This is a genomic window from Arsenophonus endosymbiont of Bemisia tabaci Q2 (assembly GCF_902713415.1).
Lineage (GTDB): Bacteria > Pseudomonadota > Gammaproteobacteria > Enterobacterales > Enterobacteriaceae > Arsenophonus.
In genome coordinates this window covers 1-25,072 of record NZ_CACTIE010000002.1, presented here as the reverse complement: position 1 = coordinate 25,072, position 25,072 = coordinate 1, and the positions used below count along the sequence as shown (strand labels likewise).

Here is a 25,072-nt window from a genome sequence, read left to right as displayed (position 1 = left end):
ATTTACTATAGCTAAGCGACTTAATTTTGATTACAAAATATATGTTTTTCTCCAATATAAATTTACTGATATAGAGTAATTACTTGTAATCATTTTAAAGTCGCCCAGCTATAGATATTATTAAATGGTTGAATACGCCCAGGTGTGTTTAGCTTTTTTGAAAGAGACTATTGCCATGCTGCTGCTTTAGCCTGATCACTTAACGCACCTATTTGTACGAAATAACGTTCAGTAGCCACGCTTGCTGATTTCATTGACGACGGATTAGCAGGATTATTTTGACTCACCATATTAGTTGATACCGTACTAGGAATTTTTGTTGATTGTATTGATTGAGATAAAGCGGGTTGGTGAGGGTGATTTTCTGCTGTTGATTGATTGCTGCTTGAGGAGTGGGTCTCTAATTTTGGTGGTTTAGGCAAGGCATAACTTTGCTTGGTAATATTAATACCAATCCGTGCCAGGTCCAGTTAAGGTGCCGGTAGGGGAAACTAAAATCGGATCAATTTTAATACGTGTTGTTAACATTAAATTTAACCGATCGGCACCTGCCTGTCATAGCGCTATATTTTTACCGGCTATAGGCTATATAGAGGGGCCTTAATCCTTAATGCGAACTATCATCATTCTGCCATTGATTAAATTAGTAATACGGGCACTTGGAATAGGTAAAGTAGGGTGTGAAGCTGTGAACTCTCATAAGGGCTGGCTTTTTCAGCCGTCGTACTTGTTTTACCGATAACTTCAGAGCCAAAAATGCTAGCTAAGTTTGGCCATTAAGTTGATAGTCATTATTAGCGCCAGAGTGATAAGGTTCGTAACACGCCTCTGCTCCTGATATATCTTGTACCGGCGCCATAGACAAATTGCTATTTTGTTTAGTTTGAGAAACACAGCCTGTTAAAAGTGCTATAGTAATGCTAAATATAAGCCAGTGGTAGTGGGTTACAGACCTCGTGATTATAAGCTTTTTGACAGAAATTTTCGATGGGTATGGATTGACATAATAATTCCAAATCCAGACATTAAAACGATTAATGCCGAGCCGCCATAACTTAGCAACGGTAAAGGAACACCCACTACAGGTAAGATACCGCTAACCATGCCAATGTTGACAAATATATAGAAAAACAGAATTAACATTAAGCCACCAATGATAACTCTACCAAAGGTATTTTGTGCATTAGCTGCAATTATTAACCCTCGCATGATTAGTAGTAGATATAATAGCAGTAAAATAACTACGCCAATTAACCCGAGTTCTTCAGCTAATACGGCAAAAATAAAATCAGTATGACGTTCTGGTAGAAATTCTAATTGCGATTGCGTGCCATGTAACCAGCCTTTGCCAAATAATCCCCCTGAGCCAATAGCAATTTTAGATTGGATAATATGATAACCAGCACCGAGTGGATCTGTTTCTGGATCGAGTAACATCATAACACGATCTCGTTGATAGTTGTGCATCAGAAAGACCCATAGAATAGGAATAAAGCAAGCGATGCCCGTGGCCGCAATGGCAATCAATTTCCAATTCATACCCGCTAAGAACAGGATAAACAAACCGGAGGCAGCAATTAAAATAGATGTGCCCAGATCAGGTTCAGCGGCAACCAGTAGCGTGGGGAGAAATATCAGTATCAATGCCAGCAGGGTATTTTTTAAGGTGGGAGGGCATAGATCACGATTAACAAAACGTGCAACCATCAATGGAACTGCAATTTTAGCAATCTCAGATGGTTGAAAACGAACGAAACCAAGATCTAACCATCGTTGCGCACCTTTACTGATTTTCCCAAATGCATCGACAAAAATTAACAGCATTAAGCAAAAAATATACAGGTAGGGTGCCCAATTTTCATAGATACGCGGTGAAATTTGCGCCATAACAATCATGACAACAAATCCAATCACGAATTGTATCAGCTTACGCTGCATCATATCAATATCTTGCCCACTAGCACTCCACATGATCATAACACTGTATATCGTTAAGGCGAGAATAATCAGCAACATTGGAATATCAATATGTAAACGCGTCCAAATAGGTAATTTATGTGATTTATCGGTCATATATTACTGATCTTCTTCTGGAGATACACTGCTATCTGGTGTTTGTGATATCGTTTTTTTACCAAGCAAAACATAATCAAGAATATTGCGGACAAGATCGCCAACAGCCGGTCCAGCGCCACCATTTTCTAGAATAATAGCAACGGAAACGGTCGGCTTTTGATAAGGGGCAAATCCAATCATTAATTTATGATCACGCAAGTGCTCATCTAATTTACTTGCATTATAGGTTTCATAACTGAATACCTGCGCTGTACCTGATTTGACGGCAGCCTTGTAGGGAGTGTTGGCAAAACTTCTACGTGCTGTACCATTTGGTGCATTAGCAACGCCATACATACCTTCTTTAGCTAACTCCCAAAAGCCTGAATGAATATCACCAATTTGGATATGCTCTTTCTGCTCATAAGGCAGCATAGCATTACCTAATTGAGTGCCATAAAGTAGATGGGGAATTTTAACCGTGCCGTCATTAATTAACGTCACTAATGCTTTTGCCATTTGGATCGGTGTTGTGGTCCAATAACCTTGACCGATGCCCACTGGAATAGTGTCTCCTTGATACCAAGGTTTTTTGTAGCGTTTTAGTTTCCATTCCCGGGTTGGCATAATGCCAGAGCGTTCTTCGTCAAGATCAATACCAGTATAATGCCCATAGCCAAATTTTTGCATCCAATCGGAGATACGATCGATACCCATATCATAAGCAACCTGGTAAAAAAAGGTGTCGGCTGATTCGATAATGGCTCTAACGACATTTAATCTACCGTGTCCCCATTTTTTCCAGTCTCGGTGACGTTTTTCGGAATTTGGTAATTGCCACCAACCAGGATCAAATATGGTGGAGTTGGCGGTAACAATGTTTTCACTTAACGCTGCGACCGCCATAAATGGTTTAACGGTTGAGGCGGGCGGATATAATCCCTGGGTAGTTCTATTAATTAGTGGACGATTAGGATTATTTAATAAAGCTTGGTAATCTTTATTAAAGATACCATTAACAAATAGATTAGGATCATAGCTTGGAGTAGATACCAGCGCCAGTACTTCTCCATTGCGAGGATCAGTTACAACAACAGCAGCTCGGCTGGTGGTGAGCAACTTTTCGATCTCAACTTGTAAATTGAGATCAATAGTGAGATAAATATCTTTGCCTGCCTGAGGTGCTTGTTCATGAAGTTGGCGTATGACTTTTCCCCGACTATTAACTTCGACCTCTTCATAGCCTGTTTTGCCATGTAAAATATTTTCGTAATACCGTTCTATACCTAATTTACCAATATCATGGGTGGCAGTGTAATTTTTTAGTAGACCATCATTTTCTAGACGTTCTATATCCTTATCATTAATTTTGGCTACATAACCAATAACATGCGTTAGTGCAGAGCCATAAGGATAATAGCGGCGTTGGTAACCTTTGACTTCAATCCCGGAAAACCGGTATTGATTAACGGCAAAACGTGCAACTTGCACTTCATCTAGTGAGGTTTTTAACAGTATAGAGGTAAAGCCGCGTGAACGTTTGCGCTCTTTTTTGAAGTTTGCAATGTCGTCGTCAGTGAGATCAACCACATCACGCAATTGTGCCAATAGTTCTGTTAAATTAGGGACTTTTTCAGGAATGACTTCTAACTGATAAAATGTTCGGTTTAACGCAAGAGGAATCCCATTTCTGTCATAAATAATACCTCTACTAGGTGGAACAGGAACCAATTTTATCCGATTATCATTGGAGCGAGTTTGGTAGTCTTCATGGTGAACCACTTGTAGATGATAAAGATTACCAATTAAAATACTTACTAATATCATAATGATAATAAAAGCTATCAACGCCCGACGAATGAATAGAGTAGATTCAGCGGTGTAATCGCGAAAAGGAGTGTGTTTCTTTTTTTTTTCTTTCTTCGATTTCACACTAATAACCTACACAAATATATTATTCCCGATGGTAAGGATGATTTGTTGTAATGCTTCATCCCCGGTAAAGGCTCTCTACAACAAATATTCGAACTAAAGGATGAGACATTGTTAAGGATGACAGTGACCAACTTTGTTCTGCTGCTGCTTTAAAGGGAGGGGCAAGACCTTCTGGGCCACCAATTAGAAAGCTAATATTACGTCCATGTTGTTTCCATTGATCTAATTGTTCAGAAAGTTGCCGAGTTGTCCAGCTTGTACCTGGTATATCAAGGGTAATTATACAGTTACCTTTGTCAGCTGCAGCTAGCATCTGTTCTCCTTCTTTCTTGATGATACGTTTGAGATCAGCATTTTTCCCACGTTTTCCCGCAGGGATCTCAATAACTTCAAAAGCCATATCGTTTTGGAAAACGATGAGGATAATCTTGAAAACCGGTCTGGATCCAATCAACCATTTTGGTACCAATGGCAATCAGTTATAATTTCAAATTCAACTCCAGAGTTTTTCAAGTTGATACATACGGCGACTATCTTCTTGCATGATATGAACAATTGCATCGCCTAAATCGACAACGATCCAGTCAGAAACACCTTGTCCTTCAACACCCAGAGGAATTATTTTTGTCTTACGGTATGCTTCAATTAATTTGTCCGAAACTGATGTTAAGTGGCGATTAGATGTTCCGGTACAGATTATCATGCAATCGCTAATGCTAGATTTTCTACGTACATCAATAGTGACAATATCTTTCGCTTTTGTATCGACAAACCTGTCGATAATAAATTGTTGGAGTTCAGTTCCTTGCAAAGGTTCACCTTTAATTTCAAGTTAAATAAAAAATATTAATGTTATATTTTATTCAGTTATAAACTTCTGTTGAAAAAATAAGCATAAGATAATCCATATTTTAATCTAATTTTTAGTAAAACCAGTTGAATATTTATAATTAGTTTTAAGATAAGTTATCGGAAATTATGCCTTATTTTCATCAGCAATATAAAAAGTGCCAAGATATTACCAATCAACTTATATACTCACAATAATTTAAGGGAATTTTGTCAATTTTTTATATTTATTGGTTAATTATAAGCAATTTTGATAAAGATGATGTTTATCAATATAGCGCAAAACTGCAGGTGGCAATATATCTTTGCAACTTTTTCTATCTCGTTTTCGTTCACGAATTTCAGTTGCAGAAATATTTAACAAAGGAGTATCAGTCAAATATATGGCACCAAAAGGTTTATCGCTGAGTATTTCCGGCTCATGCACTTGATGATTTTTTAGCCATTGTTGCATTGATGGAGTTGAAAAATAAGTGCTATAGCCTGGACGAGCGCAGACTAATAAATGACAAAAATCCAAAATTTTTTGCCAATCAAACCAGGTACTGATTGATAGTAGTGAATCTTGTCCGATAATAAAGGCTAGTGGTTTTTGCCTACCGATTTGTTGCCGAAAAGAGAGTAGTGTTTCAACGGTATAAGAGGGAGTTTTACGTTTAAGTTCACGGGTATCAATACTAAATAGCGGATTATTTTTGATAGCTAATTTTATCATTGCCAATCTTTTTTGAACGGTTGCTTCAGGTTGTGGGCGATGGGGTGGCACATGATTGGGAAGTAAAACAACCTGTTGTAAACCGACTTGCTTGGCTAGCGCTTCAACGGGAAGTAAGTGACCATAGTGAATAGGATCAAAGGTACCACCAAATAGTGCTTGAATAGATTTAGAATTAGCTGTTTTGTTAGTTTGTTGAGTCATTAATAAAACTCTCGGGCAGTGATTTACCGCACAATAGCATTGATAAAGTTTCTAACTTTGGCCAAATTGACTGGCCATAATCTTGTTTTAAATGTAATTCAGCATGGGTAATCAACTGTATTGCAAGCTGTAGTTCGCGAATGGATAAACGCTGTAGCGCAGCGCTAAGAAGAGGGCGGCGGGCTTGCCAAATTTTATGCTGATCAAATAATTTTTTTAAATCTTTATCGCTATTTTGTTGTGTTAATCTCAAAAGCAATATCAGTTCACGTTGAATTATACGTAATAGAGTCACTGCTTCATAATCTTCGCGTTGTAATTGTTGTAGGATATGCCAAACACGTTTAATTTTACCTGCAAGTAGCGCATCAACCCAATGATAAGGTGTAAAATTAACGGCATTATTTACCGCCTCTTTGACACGAGATAGGGTGAGGTTACCATCGGGATATAAGAGTAATAAACGTTCAAGAGCTTGGTTAAGAGCTAGTAAGTTGCCTTCATAATAATAACAAAGAAGCTCATTAGCTTGTTTATCTAAGCTAACAGATATGGTTTTTGCTCGTTGGTTTATCCATTGAGGTAGTCTGGACTGTTCTGGTGTCAGACAATTAATATAGACTGCATCTTGGGCTATTTTTTTGCACCAGGCACTATTTTCTTGTGCTTTTGTTAATTTGCCGCCACATAATATGAGTAATAAATCAGGATGTAATAATTCAGCCAACTTAAGTAGCTTTTCCGCTATGGCGGTTGTGGGGCTACTTTCAGGTAATATTAAGATCAGGATTTGTCGGCTAGCAAATAGGCTAAGTGATTGACTAAGATGATAAATAGTGTCCCAGTCTGTGCTTGTATCTAGCGAATAGGTATAACGTTCAGAAAAACCCTGCTGTTGAGCAACTTGACAAATTTTATCCATGCTTTCTTGTGATAAAAGCGGATCATTGCCAAAAATCAGATAACAAGTTCGCAGCTTATCAATAAGCTGCGAAGTTAGCTGCTCCGGGTAAATACGGATCATTCTGAGTCTACCGATAGCGCTTTCTCGACAACGACAGATCCTTCTGGCTCATTCTGAATAGTGCTATGAACGATCAGTAATTTACGAATTAACTGGCGAGCGGCTTGTTCACGCATTTCTTGTTTAACCAGTTCGCTTTCGGCGTCTTTAGCTAGTGTTTCTAACGGATTGTCGAAGAAAGCGCGCTCGACGCGTGTTTTTATGGGATAAACAGTGCCTTTAAAGAGGATAATTTGTGCGCTGAACCAGAAATTTAATTGTTTTTCTGCACTTTTACCGTATTGATAGATGGAAACGGTTTTGGTGTTTTCAGATGAACCCACTATTTTTAAAATTGGCACATTCTGAAGATTTTCATCGATTAAGTTGACATTATTTAGGCGTAATTGATGTCTAATTGCACGTGCTAGTGGGCCGTAGGGATCACCACTACTTAATCTTAATGTTTTTAGTTCTTCAGGTATTTGCGTCGTACCTTGTAGGCGAAATCCGCAGCCAGCCGTGATCAACAGGGCTAAGCTTAGAAATAAAGTAATTAAATAACGCACATGGTCTCCTTATTAAGTTAGCCGACAACAAGGTTTAACAGCTTGTCTGGCACATAAATTACCTTACGGATATTCATACCTTCAAGGTATTTTGCAACACCATATTCTTGCCTTGCCATAGCTAACACAGAATCTTGTGATGCACTGATATCAACAGTAATACGCCCACGAACTTTACCATTAACTTGAATAATGACTAATTTAGTATCGTCTATTTTTGCTTGTTCGTAAGCAACTGGCCAAGGCGCATTATCGATATCTTCCAGCTGACCAAGTGCTTTCCACAGGATAAAGCAAGCATGGGGGATAATGGGCGATAGCATCCGCACAATAGCTTCTAGAGATTCTTGTATTAATGCTCGATCCTGTTCACTATCATGGGAGGCTCGTGTTAGTTTATTCATAAACTTCATAATAGCAGCAATCGCAGTATTAAATGCATAACGGCGGCCGATATCATCAGTCACTTTAGCGATGGTTTTATGTAGGTCACGCCGCAGGTTTTTCTGCTCTGGAGTAAGGTTGGTGCTATTTAATGGCGCTGTTTTACCTTTTTGCGTATGTTCAAAAACGGTACGCCAGAGACGACGAACAAAACGATTTGCACCTTCTACACTTGATTCTTGCCATTCTAAAGTAAGTTCCGGCGGAGCGGCAAACATCATAAATAAACGAACCGTATCTGCCCCATATTTTTCTACCATTAATTGTGGATCAATACCGTTATTTTTCGATTTAGACATTTTACTCATCCCGGTATAGGAGAGTTGATGTCGATGCTTATCAGTTGCTTTGACAATCTTACCTCTTTCATCCCGTTCAACAGTCACATCAACGGGTGACACCCAAACTCGTTGTCCATTTTCACCTAAGTAATAAAAAGAATCGGCTAATACCATTCCTTGACATAACAGACGTTTAGCTGGTTCATCAGAATTTACTAAGCCTGCATCACGCATTAGTTTGTGGAAAAAACGGAAATATAATAGATGCATAATGGCATGTTCAATACCACCGATATATTGATCAACAGGCACCCAGTAATTCGCCGCGGCTGAATCTAGCATCCCTTGGTCATAATTAGGACAAGTATAACGGGCATAATACCAAGAAGACTCCATAAAGGTATCAAAGGTATCTGTTTCACGTAATGCTACATGACCATTGATGTTAGTGTTAGCCCATTTTGGGTCGGCTTTAATAGGACTTGTGATGCCATTCATCACCACATCTTCAGGTAAGATGACAGGTAGTTGTTGTTTGGGTACTGGCATGACAGAACCATCTTCCATGGTTACCATAGGAATTGGTGCGCCCCAATAACGTTGGCGAGAAACCCCCCAATCACGTAGACGATAATTGACTTTACGTTGCGCCGAAGCTTGTGAAACCAGTTTATTGGCAATCGCATTGGCGCCTGTTTTATTGTCCATGCCACTAAATTCACCTGAATTAATCAGTGCATTTTTGTCAGTCAACGGACCTGCTTTTAGATCGGGCATCTGGCCTTCATTATCAGCAATAACCGCTTTGATCGGTAAATGATATTTGGTTGCGAATTCCCAGTCACGTTGGTCATGCCCTGGAACTGCCATTACTGCCCCTGTACCATATTCCATTAACACAAAATTGGCTATCCAGATCGGAATTTTTTCATTAGTTAGCGGGTGAATTGCGAACAGATTGCTGGCAATACCTTTTTTTTCCATGGTTGCCATTTCTGCTTCAGAAACCTTGATATTACGACATTCATCAATAAAAGCGTTAAGTTTAGTATTTTTTTCTGCCGCGCTTTTTGCTAACGGATGAGTTGCTGCAATAGCGAGATAAGTCACCCCCATAAAAGTATCTGGTCGAGTAGTATAGACAGTTACCTTTTCATCCATGTCTGCCAGTTCAAAGGTAATTTCAACCCCGTCTGAGCGGCCGATCCAATTACGCTGCATGGTTTTAACTTGCTCTGGCCAGCCATCGAGTTTATCTAAATCATTGAGTAGCTCTTCTGCATAAGCGGTAATTTTTATGAACCATTGGGGAATTTCTTTGCGTTCGACCGGGGTATCGCAACGCCAGCAGCAGCCATCAATGACTTGCTCGTTTGCTAACACCGTTAAATCATTTGGACACCAGTTAACGGCAGCGGTTTTTTTATAAACCAAACCTTTTTCATAAAGCTTAGTAAAAAACCATTGCTCCCAACGATAATACTCCGGTGTACAAGTTGTAACTTCTCGACTCCAGTCATAACCAAATCCGAGCATTTTTAATTGATTTTTCATGTAATCAATATTGGTATAAGTCCAAGGCGCTGGAGCAGTATTATTTTTTACTGCGGCATCTTCTGCCGGTAAACCAAAAGCATCCCAACCGATAGGTTGCAGTACATTTTTGCCTAGCATGCGTTGATAACGTGAGATAACATCACCAATGGTATAGTTGCGTACATGCCCCATATGTAGCTGACCAGACGGGTAAGGTAACATTGACAAGCAATAGTATTTTTCTTTTTTATTATCTTCTATTACTTTAAATGTTTGTTTTTCTTCCCAATGACGTTGTACGTATTGCTCTATCTCTTCTGGTCGATATTGTTCTTGCATGACACCGATGTTCCTATGGCGATAATGCGGCATTGGCCGGGAATTATATAGTTTATTTTAGATCTGCATAGAATAGCGGATAAATGCCTCTAACAACAACTATTGATAAATATTTAACGAGCAAGTTAAATTAATTTTATTAATGCAAATGGTGGGTTGTTTCAGAGGGGAGGGTAGCATGTTAGATGGTAAGTCTAGCACGCTTTAGGCGCTATTTTAATATTATTATTTAGCCAATTGGGCGACGATTTTGTCACCCAACAAGGATAGAGAAATTAATGTATGATCTTAGCAAGAAATTCTTTAGCACGTTTTGATTTCGGCGCAGCAAAGAAATCATCTTTATTGCTATCCTCAATAATTTTTCCTTCGTCCATAAAAATCATTCGATGAGCAACTTTTTTAGCAAATCCTATTTCGTGAGTGACTGCTATCATGGTCATTCCTTCATTAGCAAGCTTTATCATTACATCAAGTACTTCGTTGATCATTTCTGGATCTAATGCGGAGGTCGGTTCGTCAAAAAGCATCGCAATCGGATCCATACAGAGTGCTCTGGTAATAGCAACGCGTTGTTGTTGCCCACCAGATAACTGAGCTGGAAATTTATTGGTATGGTTAGCTAATCCAACTCGCTCTAATAATTTTATGGCAGTATTTTCAGCGGTTTTTTTATCTCTCTTTAAGACTTTTATCTGTGCTAGTGTTAAGTTTTCAATAATCGATAGATGAGGGAATAACTCAAAATGTTGAAATACCATACCGACTTTTGAGCGCAATTTAGCCAAATCTGTCTTTTTGTCATTAACATGAATATTATCAATATATATTTCACCATTTTGAATCGGTTCTAAGCCATTAATGGTTTTTATTAATGTTGATTTACCTGAACCCGAAGGGCCACAAATAACGACAACTTTCCCTCTTTTGACATTCATTGAACAATCAGTAAGCACCTGAAACTGTCCATACCATTTAGACACATTTTTTAAAGAAATCATTAATAGTCCTTTTTCAGATAGCTAACCAGCATAAGTCTATATAAATTAATGAAATATTATTTTTTTAAAAAATTTTTTATAATAAAAAGCTCATTAACTAAATTTAATGATAAATATCAATAACAAGATAAAACCGTATCATCGATTGTTAAGACATGATGATAATTAATATATGCTAAATTGACTACTTTTTTTTTGCTTGATAAAACATGCCAATATGATAAATAAGGCAACCAATGCCCACATAGGCCAGTTACTCCAACGTGCATAAGGTGTAAGACCAGATGTTGGTGTTACCTCAGTATTTAATACTGAGCGAGTGAATTGAGGAAGTTCTGCCTGAATATCACCATTAGGTTTGATTACTGCTGTAACACCATTATTAGTGGCACGTAATACTGGTCGACCAAGCTCGAGTGCCCGCATGCGGGCCATTTGAAAGTGCTGCCATGGGCCAATAGAATGTCCAAACCATGCATCATTTGAAAGCGTTAATAGAAAATCGGTATCTGATTTAAAGTTGTCTCTAACTTGGGAGCCTAAAATAATTTCATAGCAGATAGCAGCAGTTAGATGAATATTACCAGCAATTAACTGCTGCTGCTCATAATCACCAGGACTAAAACCTGACATTGGTAAATTAAATAAAGGGGCAATTGGTCGAAGAATATTTTTTAATGGTACAAATTCACCAAAAGGCACCAGGTGGTGTTTCTGATAACGATTACTGGTTGGATATTGGTAAGGTTTATTTTCTCCCAACACAATAATACTATTAAAAAAATTACTCACATCCTGTTTGCTTGGTTTAGCATTAACTATACCAGTAATTAGGCGAGTATTTTGTAAGCGCAGTAGTTTATCTAATGAGGTTAGCCAAACGTTATTATCCAATTCGATCGATGGAATAGCAGATTCTGGCCAGATAACGATATTGGCATTGCCAAAATAAGGTTTAGAGAGATCGAGATAAGTACTAATGGTTTTTTCGAGAAATCCTTGTTGCCATTTTAAGCGTTGCGGTATGTTACCTTGAACTAAAACAATTTGTGATTTTTTTTCTGCGACCGGCGTGAACCACTGATAATTTTTAAATATTAGAGGTAACAATAATAAGATAATTGCTGTAATTGGCGGAATAATTCTGCGTTTTAGGCAAGTAAACACTAAGCAGCTGCTAATGATCAGCAGTAGTAATGTTATCATCTCAACGCCAAATATCGGCGCGATGCCTTTAAGCGGCCCGTCGATTTGACTATAACCAAATTGTAGCCAAGGGAAACCAGTTAGTATCCAGCCACGTAAATATTCAGTTATTTGCCATATTGCTGGTGCGGCAAAAATAAAGCGAGCAATATTAAGGCGCGGAAAAAATCGATTCAGCAGATAAGCAAATAGCGCGGGATAAAGTGATAAATAAGCTGCCAGTAAAATGATTAAAAGGACATTAACCACTAATGGCATACCGCCAAAATCGGAAATACTGACATAAACCCAGTTAATACCACTACCAAAAAGACCAATTCCCCAAAAAAATGCTATTAAACTTGCTTGTTTGCTTGAGTAATTAACAATTAGCAGCTGTAAGCCAAAAAGAGAAAAAAGCGCGGCTAACCAAATATCAAAAGGTGAAAAAGCCAGTGTTCCGTAGAACCCGAAAATTAACGCGATAAAAGCTCGTAACCACTCACGTTGATAGAGTAGCATTTTTTTCATTAATACTATTCTTCTATAAGATTTGGGATTGGTGCTTCATCAGGAATTTTTACCTGAACTTGAATGATTTTGCGGCTATCAGCCATGGTAATTTTAAACATATAACCATCAATTATGATAACTTCCCCTCGGGCAGGCAAATGTCCAAAGGTTTGCATCACCAAGCCACCAATAGTATCAACTTCTTCATCATTAAAACGCGTGCTAAATGCTTTATTGAAATCATCCAGTTGGGTTAACGCACGAACAGAATAAGCATGTTTGCTTAACTGGCGAATATCAATGTCTTCTTCATCATCATATTCGTCTTCAATCTCACCAACAATTAATTCGAGAATATCTTCGATTGTTACCAAACCAGAAACGCCACCAAATTCATCGATGACTATTGCCATATGATAACGTTGTGAACGGAACTCTTTTAATAACAGATCAACACGTTTACTTTCAGGCACAACAACGGCGGGACGTAATACTTTATCGATAGTGAAAGGTTCAGCATGAGTACGCATAAATGGCAGTAAATCTTTAGCCATTAATAGACCTTCAATATGGTCTTTATCTTCACTAATTACTGGAAAACGAGAATGTGCTGAGTCGATAATCATATCAAGGCATTCCTCTAACGATTGATTTCGTTTTAAAGTTACTATCTGAGAGCGTGGGATCATGATATCCCGAACACGCTCGTCGGAAATATTCATTACCCCTTCAAGCATTTCTCTGGTATCAGGATCAATAACATCTTTTTGCTCTGAATCACGAATTAGTTCAACTAAGTCATCACGATTTTTCGGTTCACCGTAAAATAATTGATTTAGGCGCCCGAAAAAACTCTTTTTCGAGTGATGATTATCATTGTTTGTAGGATGGTCGTCGCTCATGGCGTTTTATTAAAATTTCTCTAAGTAGTTTATCGTATCATAATTATTTAGCACAAAAGTAGCATTATAGTTATGCTTTTTCATGCTGATAAGGATCAGGATAACCCAATTTTTGCATAATTTCAGTTTCTATTGTCTCCATTTCTTCTTCCGCTTCACAGTCAGTTAGATGATCATAACCTAATAGATGAAGACAACCGTGTATTACCATATGCGCCCAGTGAGCATCCTGGCTTTTTTGTTGTTCAATCGCTTCTTTTTCAACAACTTGACGACAAATAATCAGATCGCCAAGTAAGGGTAATGTAATGTTTTCTGGCGCTTCAAAAGGGAAGGATAACACATTTGTTGGTTTATCTTTTCCTCGATATGTCAGATTTAAATATTGGCTTTCTACTATATCGACAATACGAATTGTGATTTCACTTTCAGATTGAAATTGTGGCAGGAAAGCTTTAAGCCAGTGTTGGAATGTCGTTTCACTGGGTAATCCATTATGATCGCTACAGGCTATCTGGAGATCAAGAATAACTGATTGCAAGCAAATATCTCCTTTTCTATAGAGCGCTTGATGGTTCTTTTTGTTAACGAAGTAACTGTTTTCGTTCTTGTTCTTTTGTTTCCCAGTTTTCGTAGGCAATAACCACTTTTGCTAATACAGGATGGCGTACTACATCATCACTATTAAAAAAATTAAAGCTTAGTTCTTTAACTTCAGAAAGTACTTCAATTGCGTGGCGTAAACCTGATTTGTAACCACGAGGCAGATCAATTTGAGTTACATCGCCGGTGATCACGGTTTTAGAGTTAAAGCCGATGGGGGTCAGAAACATTTTCATCTGTTCAATGGTGGTATTCTGGCTTTCATCAAGAATGATAAAAGCATCATTGAGTGTGCCACCGCGCATATAGGCTAATGGCGCCACTTCAATCACATTGCGCTCAATCAATTTTTCTACTTTTTCAAAACCCAACATTTCAAATAGGGCATCATAAAGTGACCGTAAATAAGGATCAACTTTTTGACTAAGATCACCTGGCAGAAAGCCGAGTTTTTCGCCGACCTCAACAGGTGAGGCGAGTGACTAGAATACGACGTATTTCTTGAGGTTCTAAAGCATCAACCGCAGCAGAAACGGCGAGATAGGTTTTACCTGTTCCGGCAGGGCCAATACTGAAAGTAATATCATGGCTATATATTAGCAATATATTATTGAGCCTGATTCGTTGTTCGTGGTTTGACAACGCCTCGTTTGATTTTAATGTTTACAAATTTGTCGTAACTGCCAACGTTTTCAACGGATTTCTCAAAAAATTGACTTTCCATAATAGATAAGTAGATTTTGTTCAGGGACAATATCAGGAATAATGCCACATATAGGCGCTGTATCAACATATAGGCGGTGTAAAATGTTGCTAGCTGCGTTTGATATTAAGTAGTTTGCCAATCAATTTGAAACGGTTATTTCGACGATTAATTTCGATAGCGAGTCTACGTTCAAATTGCTTTATATTATCATCGAACGGGCCACAAAAGCTAATTAACCGTTGGTTATCAGCTAGCTCTAAAAATATTTCGCTAGTGGCAATTTGTGAATTATCTTTTGCGATCACTGAGTCTCTCTAATTTATATTAAAGTTGGTCTACACCGAGCTCGTCTTCTTTTCGTGTCCGTGCAATAACCGATTCGGGTGATTCTTGGCTCCTTAATGCCATACTATCTTCTGTTTTAACTACTTTACCGCGTAAAGAATTGGCATAGACATCGACAATTTCGACATCAACAAACTTTCCGATCATGTTTTGGCTGCCTTCGAAGTTTACCACCCGATTATTTTCGGCACGGCCGGAAAGTTCCATAATATTTTTACGTGAAGGCCCTTCAACCAGAATACGTTGAATGCTACCCAACATTGTTCGGCTATAATTCATTGCTTGCTGATTAATACGTTGCTGAAGTAGATAGAGGCGTTGTTTTTTTTCATCTTCGCAGACATCGTCAGGTAAATCAGCAGCTGGGGTACCAGGGCGTGGTGAGTAGATAAAACTAAAACTCATATCAAAATTAACATCGGCAATAAACTGCATGGTTTTTTGAAAATCATCTTCTGTTTCACCCGGAAAACCAATAATGAAATCTGAGCTAATAAGAATATCGGGTCGTGCTTTACGTAATTTTCGGATAATGCTTTTATACTCAAGGACTGTATGAGACCGTTTCATCATGGTCAAAATACGATCTGACCCACTTTGAACGGGAAGATGCAAGAAGCTAACAAGTTCAGGGGTATCTTCATAGACAGCAATAATATCGTCGGTAAATTCAATTGGATGACTGGTGGTAAAACGGATGCGATCAACGCCGTCAATGACAGCAACTAGACGTAATAATTCGGCAAATGAATAAATTTCACCGTCAAAAGTTGTTCCAGAATAGGCATTGACATTTTGCCCCAATAAGTAAATTTCACGCACACCTTGGGCAGCTAATTGTGCGATTTCAAATAAAACGTCATCACATGGTCGGCTGACTTCCTCACCACGCGTGTAAGGAACGACACAAAATGAGCAGTATTTATTACAGCCTTCCATAATGGAAACATAAGCTGAAGGGCCTTCTGCTCGAGGTTCCGGTAATCGATCAAATTTTTCAATTTCTGGAAAACTGATGTCGACGATTGGACTACCTGCACCTTTGACTTGATTGATCATCTCTGGTAGACGGTGCAAAGTCTGTGGGCCAAAAATAATGTCAACACTGGGAGCCCGTTGACGAATGAAATCCCCCTCCTGTGAAGCGACACAACCACCAACACCAATAATAATATCGGGATTAACATCTTTTAGATTTTTCCAACGCCCTAATTGATGAAATACTTTTTCTTGCGCTTTTTCGCGAATTGAGCAGGTATTTAACAGTAGAATATCGGCTTCTTCGGCTATTTCTGTTAATTGATATCCATGGGTGCTGTTTAGAAGGTCAGCCATTTTTGATGAATCGTATTCATTCATCTGGCAGCCCCAGGTTTTAATGTATAGTTTTTTATTCGTCAACATTTTGTATATCCAAAGTTTTCAGTAGCAAAATCTGTCATACTGGGAACATTATGTATTAAATTAGAAAATGTTGATATGTATTGTATTCGTTTGGGGCATCGGTGACCAGTATGTGGGATAGATTATTAGTAAATGATTTAAGAAAAACTAGGCTTACTATTAGATTGATGACTATTGATAGCTAAGTTGATATGAATAGAATAGATGAAAATTATGATATTATAGTGGTTGGTGCCGGTATGATAGGTGCAGCCATGGCAATTGGATTAGCCAAAGAAGGTTGGCAGATCCTGTTACTTGAACACACTAAACCTGCACCTTTCGATCCGTTAGAGCAGCCTGATTTACGCGTTTCAGCGCTAAGTTATACTTCGGTAGATCTACTTAAACAACTTGGTGTGTGGGATAGTGTTTTAAATATGCGCGCAGCCCCTTATCGAAGGTTAGAAACGTGGGAAAGGGAAAACTCACATGTGATGTTTGAAGCAAAGAGCCTCGGTTTACCTGAACTGGGTTATATGGTTGAAAACCGTATTTTGCAATTGGCATTATGGCAGCAATTTTCTCAATATCGCAATCTTAGCTTGTTATGTCCCGCCAAATTGCTAGCAATGCAGCGTAAGAATCAACAGTGGGAAATCACTTTAAGTAATAATCAGCAACTATCGGCAAAGTTAATTATTGCGGCTGATGGCGCATGTTCTCAGGTGCGATCTTTAGCTGGTATTGGCAGTAGCGGTTGGCAATATAATCAATCATGTCTGCTTATTACAGTTAAGATGGAGCAACCGCAACAGGATATTACTTGGCAGCAATTTTTTCCTTCTGGTCCGCGAGCATTTTTGCCGTTATTTGATCATTGGGCCTGTTTGGTTTGGTATGATAAACCCGCCCGAATTAGACAACTGCAAGCTATGTCCCTGGAGCGGCTTAGGCAAGAAATTATGGCAGCTTTCTCTGCTCGCTTTGGCTCACTGCAAGTTGTTGCTAAAGGGAGTTTTCCACTGACACGCCATCATGCTAATCGTTATGTTGGAGAAGGGCTAGCTTTGATTGGCGATGCGGCTCATACTATTAATCCACTTGCTGGTCAGGGCATTAATCTTGGTTACCGTGATGTTGATAGTTTGTTGAAAGTATTGATTAATGCTAAAATTTATTTATTACCTTTTTATGCTCGAAAAACTTTACTGACTTATCAACAGGATAGGATGCCAGATAACAAATTGATGCAGGCAGGTATGGATGCTATTTATACACTGTTTAGTTCTCAGTTAGTGGGTATAAAATCAGGCCGAAATTTAGCATTAATGTTAATACAACGGCTAAATACAGTTAAGAAAAAGCTACTTAAATATGCTTTAGGTTTATAATATAAAGTCGATTATGATATTTTTTGACTGTTATGTTGTAAAACGTTGTTTTCTCAGGTTAAGAGAATGTCAAGATTGATTAAATTGTGAGATGGATGAAAAAACATTATTTTTGTTATTTTTTTATGATTCACGTGTTATACTGTTTCTAGATTTTTATTTTTATTCATAAAGTTTATCTTTTTTACTGGTGTTGGTAGTCCAACTTGGCATATGTTTTTGCCTATTTCTGTCATGTTACTCTGATACTAATAGCTGTGTTTTGATACTTTTTATTTTACGCGTTTGAAGTAGATCGCCGCTGTTTTTCAGCGGTGTTATTAATTATTATCAACCATCAACTTCTTTTTCTTTAACTGGTTATAAAGCTAAGCCTTTGGCAAAACAAAGGCGTATTACAATAATTAATAAAAAGTAATTAATGGCTATTTTGTGATGGTTTGTAATTGTTTGAATAAATTATCAAAAAATTCTTAATTAGATTTTTAGGTTATCTCACTTTGGGGATTTTTTACCCTTAGCTATGTTTAACTAAAATGCTAGAAATATGCCGGTAAGTCATTATTAATAAAAAATAATTTTTATATATAACTTATTCTTATTCAATGCCGCTCGGGATTTTTGATTTGCCTAATTTACTAAGTTAGCTGGCTGTTGGTGGTACACCTTCAGTCAGCGACATTTTTAAATCATATTTAAATTAGATAAAAATCACGCCATTAAGTATGTCGCATCGTTGCTTTTAAATTTAATTTATGGAAAGTAAAATATTCTTAGTGGATATTCTTTTTGAATTCTTTGAAAAATTATTTAATTTTGTAGATAATTGAAAGCTAATGGCTGGGGTACCAGGATTTGAACCTGGGAATGCCGGAATCAGAATCCGGTGCCTTACCGCTTGGCAATACCCCAATCGGGGATAATTGATATAATAATTAAAATCCATAATATGGCTGGGGTACCAGGATTCGAACCTGGGAATGCCAGGATCAAAACCTGGTGCCTTACCGCTTGGCGATACCCCAACGAAAATATAAATAATTTTTATAAATACTGGTGCGGGAGGCGAGACTTGAACTCGCAAACCTTGCGGCGCCAGAACCTAAATCTGGTGCGTCTACCAATTTCGCCACTCCCGCAAATATGGTGGCTACGACGGGAATCGAACCTGTGACCCCAGCATTATGAGTGCTGTGCTCTAACCAGCTGAGCTACGTAGCCATCTTTTGCATAACCTTTATCGGCGTTGCCGGGCGCATTATGCGTATATCGACCCGAGTCGTCAACTGATTTTTTTTACGATTTCTACAGAAAAGTATTTGTTTGTTTGGGTTGTAATCATTTTGTCGATAAAATCAACAAAAATAACGACGTTGTCGGCAAATAATAATAGCTTGATATGTTAAATATAAAAACTAATTAAGTTAAGCTATTTTTGCTCATGAAGTGAAGCGATCCTTTTTATTTCAATGGTAGTGATAATTTCCATTAACAACCAAAAGCATCTTATTGGTATCTTGCGATAAAATGTTGATGGCCACTGAGCAACTTGTCAGTGGTCAAAAGTAAACAAATTAGCGCGTAATATTGTATATCTATGCAGCTAGTTTTCAGCGATTAATAATTGCTGTTGTCTATTAAAATAAAAGATAAATGTGAGTTGCACCATAAATTCTTTATATTCTCGCTAGTAAAAACATAGATAAATGTATTACAACGCTATTCCTATTCAAGCAAATGTTGTAAAAGTTCGCCATTTAATATAGCACACTTAGTTAAGGCGAAAGCGCCAATAGCTGAATTATAGCTAGGCGACTTTAAAATGATTACAAGTAATTACTCTATATCAGTAAATTTATATTGGAGAAAAACATATATTTTGTAATCAAAATTAAGACGCTTAGCTATAATATTGATATCAAATAATCCGATAGCAAACAGCGTTGTGCCCAATAAAGCGCCGATAACATTTTTTCTTCCTTTACCTCCCCAGTTCTTGAGACCAACACACCGTTGACCTTTCGGGGAATAGCCGTGAGTCCGCTGAGTATCGTGTGAAAAACCACTTTTATCAATAAAAACAATATGCTTGCCTTCTTTTCATACTGTTGTTTTTTATTGAAACGTTTGTCGAGTGTTTTCGTCGGCTTTCGGATGACCTAGAGTTTTTTATAAGTCAATCCCATTTTTTAAAGAGCTTGCCAAATGGCCTTCTGACAAACGCCAAAACGCTCTGCACGCTCTTTTTGGTAAGCATCTGGATATTGTTCAACATCTTTTATCAACTCGGATTTATCGATTTTTCGATGACGCGTAGTCGATGCTTTTGACTCTATTTGATTAATCCAACGCGGTACAGATGCAGAACCAATCCGAAATTGCTTCGCTGTTTCTCGGATACTTAACCCTTCTTCGTTCATCGTAAATATCACTTTACGTCTAAAATCAATTGAATAGCTCATATAAATAATGTCATCAAAATTAAGTCGCTTAGCTATAATGCATCAGGCGATTCCATTCCCGTACCAAAAATAGCACTCGAAATATATTTGACAAATACAGCTGATAAGCTAAAAATTTTTTCTGCTTTTTCTTTATCGGTTGCCTCTTTTAATTCATAGGTATTGATAATATCCTAATAAAAATTTTTAGTTAATTTATAATCATATGGCTCAATAAATTGATATGTTTTATGCGCAAATAGTTTTTTCTAGCTGAATTTGTGCTTCTGGGTCAACTAATTTCTCTATTGAAATAAATTTTTTGTTGCCTCAATAAATAAATTTTAAAACGTTTCACCAAAATCTAACAACTCTAGCAAACGGTTAAGAGTATTTATTAGTTGCCGAGATTGATACCCGCTATAAAATATTGGAAATTTATTTTTAAAAATATCCTTTAATTGATAATCAGCTTCATTTAAATTATTTTGTTGTTGATAGAGAAAAAATTGATTTAATACTTGAACTTTTTCTGTCAGATTTTGCTGAAGCATTTCAGTTAATACATTCTGCGATAACATCATGACATAAAATTTTTTTAGAAGAGAAGAGAATATAGTTTTCCGGATTTTTGTCTAACCAATCGGTTTTATTGTTGCGATAATCACCAAAATCATCCATCTGTACATAAGGCTGGGTTTAACTACTTTTTGAAGTAGTGATCATAAATAACTATCGCTTTTTCTGTTAATTCCTTTGAATTAGTTTCATATATAGCTTGGGAAATATAGCTGGGAGACTTTAAAATAATTACAAGTAATTACTCTATATCAGTAAATTTATATTGGAGAAAAACATATATTTTGTAATCAAAATTAAAACGCTTAGCTATAGCCTGTATAAAGGCTGCATTATAATTAAAAAATAAATCAGAATAATGTTGGAAAGTATCTATCATTAGATTAATAACAGAGCCTTTTATAAGGACATCGGTTAATCATTAAATTTTCCAATATAGTTAATACAGAAAACTTTTTAGCCAATTTGAAATTTCAGTATCTGCATAATAGGGTTTTTCAACTAAAATATCGATTAATGATACTGCAATGGTGGAAGTATCAACTTTTTGTTTTGTTAATGATGAAATTATTTGCTTTATCATATCTGTTTTTGCAAAAACATACATTTTATCAATGCTAGCTATCTACGTTAATACACTATTTGTCTCTCGATTATTTATATGATTTAAACATCGATCAAGGTGATATTGATCCCACTTAAAGTCTATCGCTAAATTGATTGCTTTATTCAACACGACCGAACTAAGATATAAATTAATTAGCGACTCCAAAGATATTGTCGCTCCAGTTAAATTGTTGTTAGTAAAATTAATATTTGTCAGATTAGCTTTTTTAAACTTGCATCCGTCAGATTCGCATCAGTCAAATCTGCGCCCCATAAAATCAGTATTTAGTAAAATCGCATTGGTGAAATCTAGATTTTGCATATTAGCACAACGAAAATGAGCTCGCGTTAAATTTGCACCTATTAATTTAGCATTTGTTAATATTGAACTTTCATGATTAGTGCGTTCTAAATTAGCGTTAGTAAAATTAGCATCTGTTAAATCAATATGGTAAAACTGATCGTTTGACAAATTTGCGGTTGTTAAATCAACCCTTGACATAACGCTACATAATAAAAATATTTGCGACAAATTTGCTGACATTAATTTAGCATGGATTAAATCAGCATATTTTAGTTGAGCTCTGCTCAAATTAGTAATGGCTAAATTACAGAATTTTAAATCAGCATTATTGAGATTTGCGCCTTGCAAATCCGGATTAGATATATTCACATCTACCAGAACCGACCGGTCTAAAAGAACACTATTTAATTTGGCATTACTTAAATCTGCTTTGCTTAAATCAGCTCCAAATAAATTGCTACCTTGTAAATAGGCATTTTTCATTTTAACCGCGATTAATCTACTAAGCATTAAGTTAACGTGACTAAGATCAATTTCTGCTGGTAATTGTATTCCCGTCAAATTAATTTTAGCTAACTCAAAATAATCACCAACTTCTCTTATTTGCAATTGCTCCATTAAACTGGCTAATTTTTTATTTTTCCTATCTTGTCTATCAGCTAAACTACAATATAAAGCTAATTTTTCTGTTAAAATTGCCAAATAGGTTGTTATTTTAGTCTGCTCTTCCGTAATATAGCTAAGCGACTTCATTTTGATGACATTATTTATATGAGCTATTCAATTGATTTTAGACGTAAAGTGATATTTACGATGAACGAAGAAGGGTTGAGTATCCGAGAAACAGCGAAGCAATTTCGGATTGGCTGTGCATCTGTATCGCGTTGGATTAATCAAATAGAGCCAAAAACATCGACTACGGGTAAGCGAAAAATCGATAAATCCGAGTTGATAAAAGATGTTGAACAAATATCCAGATGCTTACCAAAAAGAGCGTGCAGAGCGTTTTGGCGTTTGTCAGAAGGCCATTTGGCAAGCTCTTAAAAAAATGGGATTGACCTATAAAAAAACTCTACGTCATCCGAAAGCCGACGAAAACACTCGACAAACGTTTCAACAAAAAAACAACAGTATGAAAAAGAAGGAAAGCATATTGTTTTTATTGATGAAAGTGGTTTTTCACACGATACCCCGCGGACTCACGGCTATTCCCCGAAAGGTCAACGGTGTGTTGGTCTCAAGAACTGGGGAGCTAAAGGAAGAACAAATGTTATCGGCGCTTTATTGGGCACAACGCTGTTTGCTATCGGATTATTTGATATCAATATTAACAGCGATGTTTTCTATGCATGGGTCACCCAAGTCCTTATCCCAGTACTTCCTAAAAACAGTGTAATCATGATGGATAATGCAACTTTTCACAAGAAACAGAGTATTCAACAAGTCATCATCGATGCGGGGCATATGGTGGAATATTTGCCTACCTATTCGCCAGATCTTAATCCAATTGAACATAAATGGGCACAAGCTAAATGTAAAAAAAGAGCGCTCGGATGCGACACAGATATTTTTTTCGGACTCAATATGGTGTAATCAAAACTAAGTCGCTTAGTTATAAGATCAGGCTTAAAAGATGAAAATATTTTATTTTCATCTTTTGAGATCCTAAACATATTAACCTCATGATGTTGAATTCTCGATTGTTGCCAATAGTATATGGCTTAAAACACCATCTTATTAATTTTATTGAGGGCAATAGTCATTGATAGTAACATGAAGAAATGGTTTTATATTTTATAAATGACAATATAATATTTTTCGCCATTTAAAATAATAAACTTTTATCATTTTTTTGCTTTTAAATTCCGCTCTCAATAGCAAGCTAATTTTTTAACACTTTTTAATTTTATCGTGTATATATGCGACGTTAAAATAACCACCATTTAAGAATAAAAATCCACAAAAAAACTAATAATTATGAAATTATCACTGCATAACTTATTTTTACAAATAATTTCCAGCAAACATACTTTGTCTTCAAGCAGCAAAAATCACAGAAAAATGCCAAAAATCAGCTACATTGATAGACAATACACATAAATAGGTAAGTAAATATCTATGAGCCCGCGTGGACTCGACGCATTATTGCGCCCTAAATCCATTGCAGTTATTGCTTCCTCAGAAAAACCAGAATGAACGGGGGGGTTTTCCGTCATTATAAAGAATCTACTTTCTAGTGGCTTTACAGGCCCGATCCTGCCGGTTACACTAAATAAAAATGCGGTAATGGGAATATTCACTTACCTTAGGATTAATAAATTACCATTCTCACCAGACTTAGCTCTTATCTGCACAAATTCAGACAGAAATTTAGCCTGCCTAAAGCAACTGAGAAAAATGGGTTCTAAAGCGGCCATTATCCTCTCATCACCACCCTCTCAGTTTTTAAAACTTAAAGCATTAACTCAGCAGTACAATATAAGACTATTAGGTCCCAATAGTTTGAGGATTCTTGCCCCCTGGCAGCAACTAAATGCCAGCTTTTCACCAATTCCAATTCTAAAAGGCAAACTGGCTTTCATTTCACAATCTGCAGCAGTTTCTAATATTATTCTGGACTGGGCACAACAACGTAAAATTGGCTTTTCTTACTTTATCGCACAGGGAAACACTTTAGACATTGATATCGATGATCTACTTGATTTTCTTGCTAGAGCTAATAAAACTAGCACCATCTTACTCTATATCAGTAAATTTATATTGGAGAAAAACATATATTTTGTAATCAAAATTAAGACGCTTAGCTATAGAACATATACAACAGGCACAGAGATTCCTTTCAGCAGCTCGCAGTGCATCACGTAATAAACCCATTCTAGTTGTTAAAAGCGGGCGTACCCAACAAACCCAATATTTACTAGGTGAAGTACAAAGTTTTGATGCTGCTTATGACGCAGCTGCTATTTAACGGGCAGGATTTCGAGTACAAGATACCCATGAAATGTGTTTCTTCTGTTGAAACACTCAGTCACATGTCTCCTCTAAAGACATGTCTCCTCTAAAGAGAGGCACACTTTCTATTATTATAGATAAGCGACTTAATTTTAATGACATTATTTATATGAGCTATTCAATTGATTTTAGACGTAAAGTGATATTTATAGCTAAGCGTCTTAATTT

At 36.9% G+C, this 25,072-nt stretch carries 21 protein-coding genes, 4 tRNA genes and 5 pseudogenes; 4 read left to right on the top strand and 26 right to left on the bottom strand.

Annotated features, from left to right (window positions below; genetic code table 11):
- Positions 1-167: 167 nt before the first annotated feature.
- From ARSQ2_RS00175 to miaB, 15 genes and pseudogenes are all read right to left on the bottom strand, one after another.
- Positions 168-422 (bottom strand): hypothetical protein, encoded by a 255-nt coding sequence (locus ARSQ2_RS00175; protein WP_181993938.1) that lies wholly within the window; start codon positions 420-422, stop codon positions 168-170.
- A 538-nt stretch (positions 423-960) separates the two neighbouring features.
- On the bottom strand, positions 961-2,073 hold the full coding sequence (gene mrdB, locus ARSQ2_RS00170) for a peptidoglycan glycosyltransferase MrdB (protein WP_181993937.1): 1,113 nt from the start codon (positions 2,071-2,073) through the stop codon (positions 961-963).
- A 3-nt stretch (positions 2,074-2,076) separates the two neighbouring features.
- Positions 2,077-3,987: a peptidoglycan DD-transpeptidase MrdA gene (gene mrdA, locus ARSQ2_RS00165; RefSeq protein WP_181993936.1), complete on the bottom strand. Its 1,911-nt coding sequence runs from the start codon at positions 3,985-3,987 to the stop codon at positions 2,077-2,079.
- Positions 3,988-4,045: 58 nt separating this feature from the next.
- A pseudogene (rlmH, locus tag ARSQ2_RS00160) lies at positions 4,046-4,448 on the bottom strand (23S rRNA (pseudouridine(1915)-N(3))-methyltransferase RlmH).
- A gap of 35 nt (positions 4,449-4,483) precedes the next feature.
- The gene (rsfS, locus tag ARSQ2_RS00155; protein ID WP_181993935.1) at positions 4,484-4,801 is read right to left on the bottom strand and encodes a ribosome silencing factor; all 318 of its coding nucleotides are present in this window, start codon (positions 4,799-4,801) and stop codon (positions 4,484-4,486) included.
- A gap of 276 nt (positions 4,802-5,077) precedes the next feature.
- Positions 5,078-5,758, bottom strand: a complete 681-nt coding sequence (nadD, locus tag ARSQ2_RS00150) for a nicotinate-nucleotide adenylyltransferase (protein ID WP_181993934.1) — start codon at positions 5,756-5,758, stop codon at positions 5,078-5,080.
- Complete coding sequence (gene holA / locus ARSQ2_RS00145; protein ID WP_181993933.1) at positions 5,742-6,782, bottom strand: DNA polymerase III subunit delta; 1,041 nt, start codon at positions 6,780-6,782, stop codon at positions 5,742-5,744. The genes nadD and holA overlap by 17 nt, the downstream gene beginning before the upstream one ends.
- Positions 6,779-7,330 (bottom strand): LPS assembly lipoprotein LptE, encoded by a 552-nt coding sequence (lptE, locus tag ARSQ2_RS00140; RefSeq protein WP_181993932.1) that lies wholly within the window; start codon positions 7,328-7,330, stop codon positions 6,779-6,781. The genes holA and lptE overlap by 4 nt, the downstream gene beginning before the upstream one ends.
- A 17-nt stretch (positions 7,331-7,347) precedes the next feature.
- Positions 7,348-9,930 carry a leucine--tRNA ligase gene (gene leuS / locus ARSQ2_RS00135; protein WP_181993931.1) on the bottom strand — a complete coding sequence of 861 codons (2,583 nt, stop codon included), beginning with the start codon at positions 9,928-9,930 and terminating at the stop codon, positions 7,348-7,350.
- 275 nt (positions 9,931-10,205) lie between these two features.
- Positions 10,206-10,931 carry an amino acid ABC transporter ATP-binding protein gene (locus tag ARSQ2_RS00130; protein WP_181993930.1) on the bottom strand — a complete coding sequence of 242 codons (726 nt, stop codon included), beginning with the start codon at positions 10,929-10,931 and terminating at the stop codon, positions 10,206-10,208.
- 165 nt (positions 10,932-11,096) lie between these two features.
- Entirely contained in the window at positions 11,097-12,647 is a 1,551-nt protein-coding gene (gene lnt, locus ARSQ2_RS00125; RefSeq protein WP_181993929.1) for an apolipoprotein N-acyltransferase, read from the bottom strand.
- A 5-nt stretch (positions 12,648-12,652) separates the two neighbouring features.
- Positions 12,653-13,531 carry a CNNM family magnesium/cobalt transport protein CorC gene (gene corC / locus ARSQ2_RS00120; protein WP_181993928.1) on the bottom strand — a complete coding sequence of 293 codons (879 nt, stop codon included), beginning with the start codon at positions 13,529-13,531 and terminating at the stop codon, positions 12,653-12,655.
- 70 nt (positions 13,532-13,601) lie between these two features.
- Positions 13,602-14,072, bottom strand: a complete 471-nt coding sequence (gene ybeY / locus ARSQ2_RS00115) for an rRNA maturation RNase YbeY (protein WP_181993927.1) — start codon at positions 14,070-14,072, stop codon at positions 13,602-13,604.
- 43 nt (positions 14,073-14,115) lie between these two features.
- Positions 14,116-15,121, bottom strand: a pseudogene (locus ARSQ2_RS00110) (PhoH family protein).
- Positions 15,122-15,164: 43 nt separating this feature from the next.
- The gene (gene miaB, locus ARSQ2_RS00105) at positions 15,165-16,589 is read right to left on the bottom strand and encodes a tRNA (N6-isopentenyl adenosine(37)-C2)-methylthiotransferase MiaB (RefSeq protein ID WP_181993926.1); all 1,425 of its coding nucleotides are present in this window, start codon (positions 16,587-16,589) and stop codon (positions 15,165-15,167) included.
- A gap of 191 nt (positions 16,590-16,780) precedes the next feature.
- On the opposite strand from miaB, the gene ubiF reads away from it, so the two are divergent.
- Positions 16,781-17,962 (top strand): 3-demethoxyubiquinol 3-hydroxylase, encoded by a 1,182-nt coding sequence (gene ubiF, locus ARSQ2_RS00100; RefSeq protein WP_181993925.1) that lies wholly within the window; start codon positions 16,781-16,783, stop codon positions 17,960-17,962.
- Positions 17,963-18,799: 837 nt separating this feature from the next.
- Here ubiF and ARSQ2_RS00095 read toward each other — a convergent pair.
- From ARSQ2_RS00095 to ARSQ2_RS00040, 11 genes and pseudogenes are all read right to left on the bottom strand, one after another.
- Positions 18,800-18,874 (bottom strand) — tRNA-Gln (locus tag ARSQ2_RS00095).
- A gap of 38 nt (positions 18,875-18,912) precedes the next feature.
- Positions 18,913-18,987 (bottom strand) — tRNA-Gln (locus ARSQ2_RS00090).
- A 29-nt stretch (positions 18,988-19,016) separates the two neighbouring features.
- Positions 19,017-19,101, bottom strand: a tRNA-Leu gene (locus ARSQ2_RS00085).
- A gap of 5 nt (positions 19,102-19,106) precedes the next feature.
- Positions 19,107-19,183, bottom strand: a tRNA-Met gene (locus ARSQ2_RS00080).
- Between the two features lie 771 nt (positions 19,184-19,954).
- Positions 19,955-20,038, bottom strand: a pseudogene (locus ARSQ2_RS14080) (hypothetical protein); the annotation flags it as partial.
- Between the two features lie 113 nt (positions 20,039-20,151).
- Complete coding sequence (locus tag ARSQ2_RS00070; protein ID WP_181993924.1) at positions 20,152-20,424, bottom strand: IS630 transposase-related protein; 273 nt, start codon at positions 20,422-20,424, stop codon at positions 20,152-20,154.
- 32 nt (positions 20,425-20,456) lie between these two features.
- Entirely contained in the window at positions 20,457-20,591 is a 135-nt protein-coding gene (locus ARSQ2_RS14395) for a hypothetical protein (RefSeq protein ID WP_420837712.1), read from the bottom strand.
- A 156-nt stretch (positions 20,592-20,747) separates the two neighbouring features.
- The gene (locus ARSQ2_RS00060) at positions 20,748-20,984 is read right to left on the bottom strand and encodes a hypothetical protein (RefSeq protein WP_181993923.1); all 237 of its coding nucleotides are present in this window, start codon (positions 20,982-20,984) and stop codon (positions 20,748-20,750) included.
- Positions 20,985-21,607: 623 nt separating this feature from the next.
- A pseudogene (locus ARSQ2_RS14390) lies at positions 21,608-21,820 on the bottom strand (hypothetical protein); the annotation flags it as partial.
- Positions 21,802-21,849, bottom strand: coding sequence for a hypothetical protein (locus ARSQ2_RS15190; protein ID WP_476726891.1), 48 nt, complete (start codon positions 21,847-21,849; stop codon positions 21,802-21,804). The pseudogene ARSQ2_RS14390 and the gene ARSQ2_RS15190, both read right to left, overlap by 19 nt.
- Positions 21,842-22,645 carry a pentapeptide repeat-containing protein gene (locus tag ARSQ2_RS00040; RefSeq protein ID WP_181993921.1) on the bottom strand — a complete coding sequence of 268 codons (804 nt, stop codon included), beginning with the start codon at positions 22,643-22,645 and terminating at the stop codon, positions 21,842-21,844. The genes ARSQ2_RS15190 and ARSQ2_RS00040 overlap by 8 nt, the downstream gene beginning before the upstream one ends.
- Before the next feature lie 18 nt (positions 22,646-22,663).
- Between ARSQ2_RS00040 and ARSQ2_RS14385 the strand changes: the two genes are divergently transcribed.
- From ARSQ2_RS14385 to ARSQ2_RS00025, 3 genes and pseudogenes are all read left to right on the top strand, one after another.
- Positions 22,664-22,936 carry an IS630 transposase-related protein gene (locus ARSQ2_RS14385; protein ID WP_202880345.1) on the top strand — a complete coding sequence of 91 codons (273 nt, stop codon included), beginning with the start codon at positions 22,664-22,666 and terminating at the stop codon, positions 22,934-22,936.
- Between the two features lie 108 nt (positions 22,937-23,044).
- The gene (locus ARSQ2_RS00030; RefSeq protein WP_238334214.1) at positions 23,045-23,485 is read left to right on the top strand and encodes an IS630 family transposase; all 441 of its coding nucleotides are present in this window, start codon (positions 23,045-23,047) and stop codon (positions 23,483-23,485) included.
- A gap of 624 nt (positions 23,486-24,109) precedes the next feature.
- Positions 24,110-24,939 (top strand): annotated as a pseudogene (locus tag ARSQ2_RS00025) (CoA-binding protein); the annotation flags it as partial.
- Between the last annotated feature and the right edge of the window lie 133 nt (positions 24,940-25,072).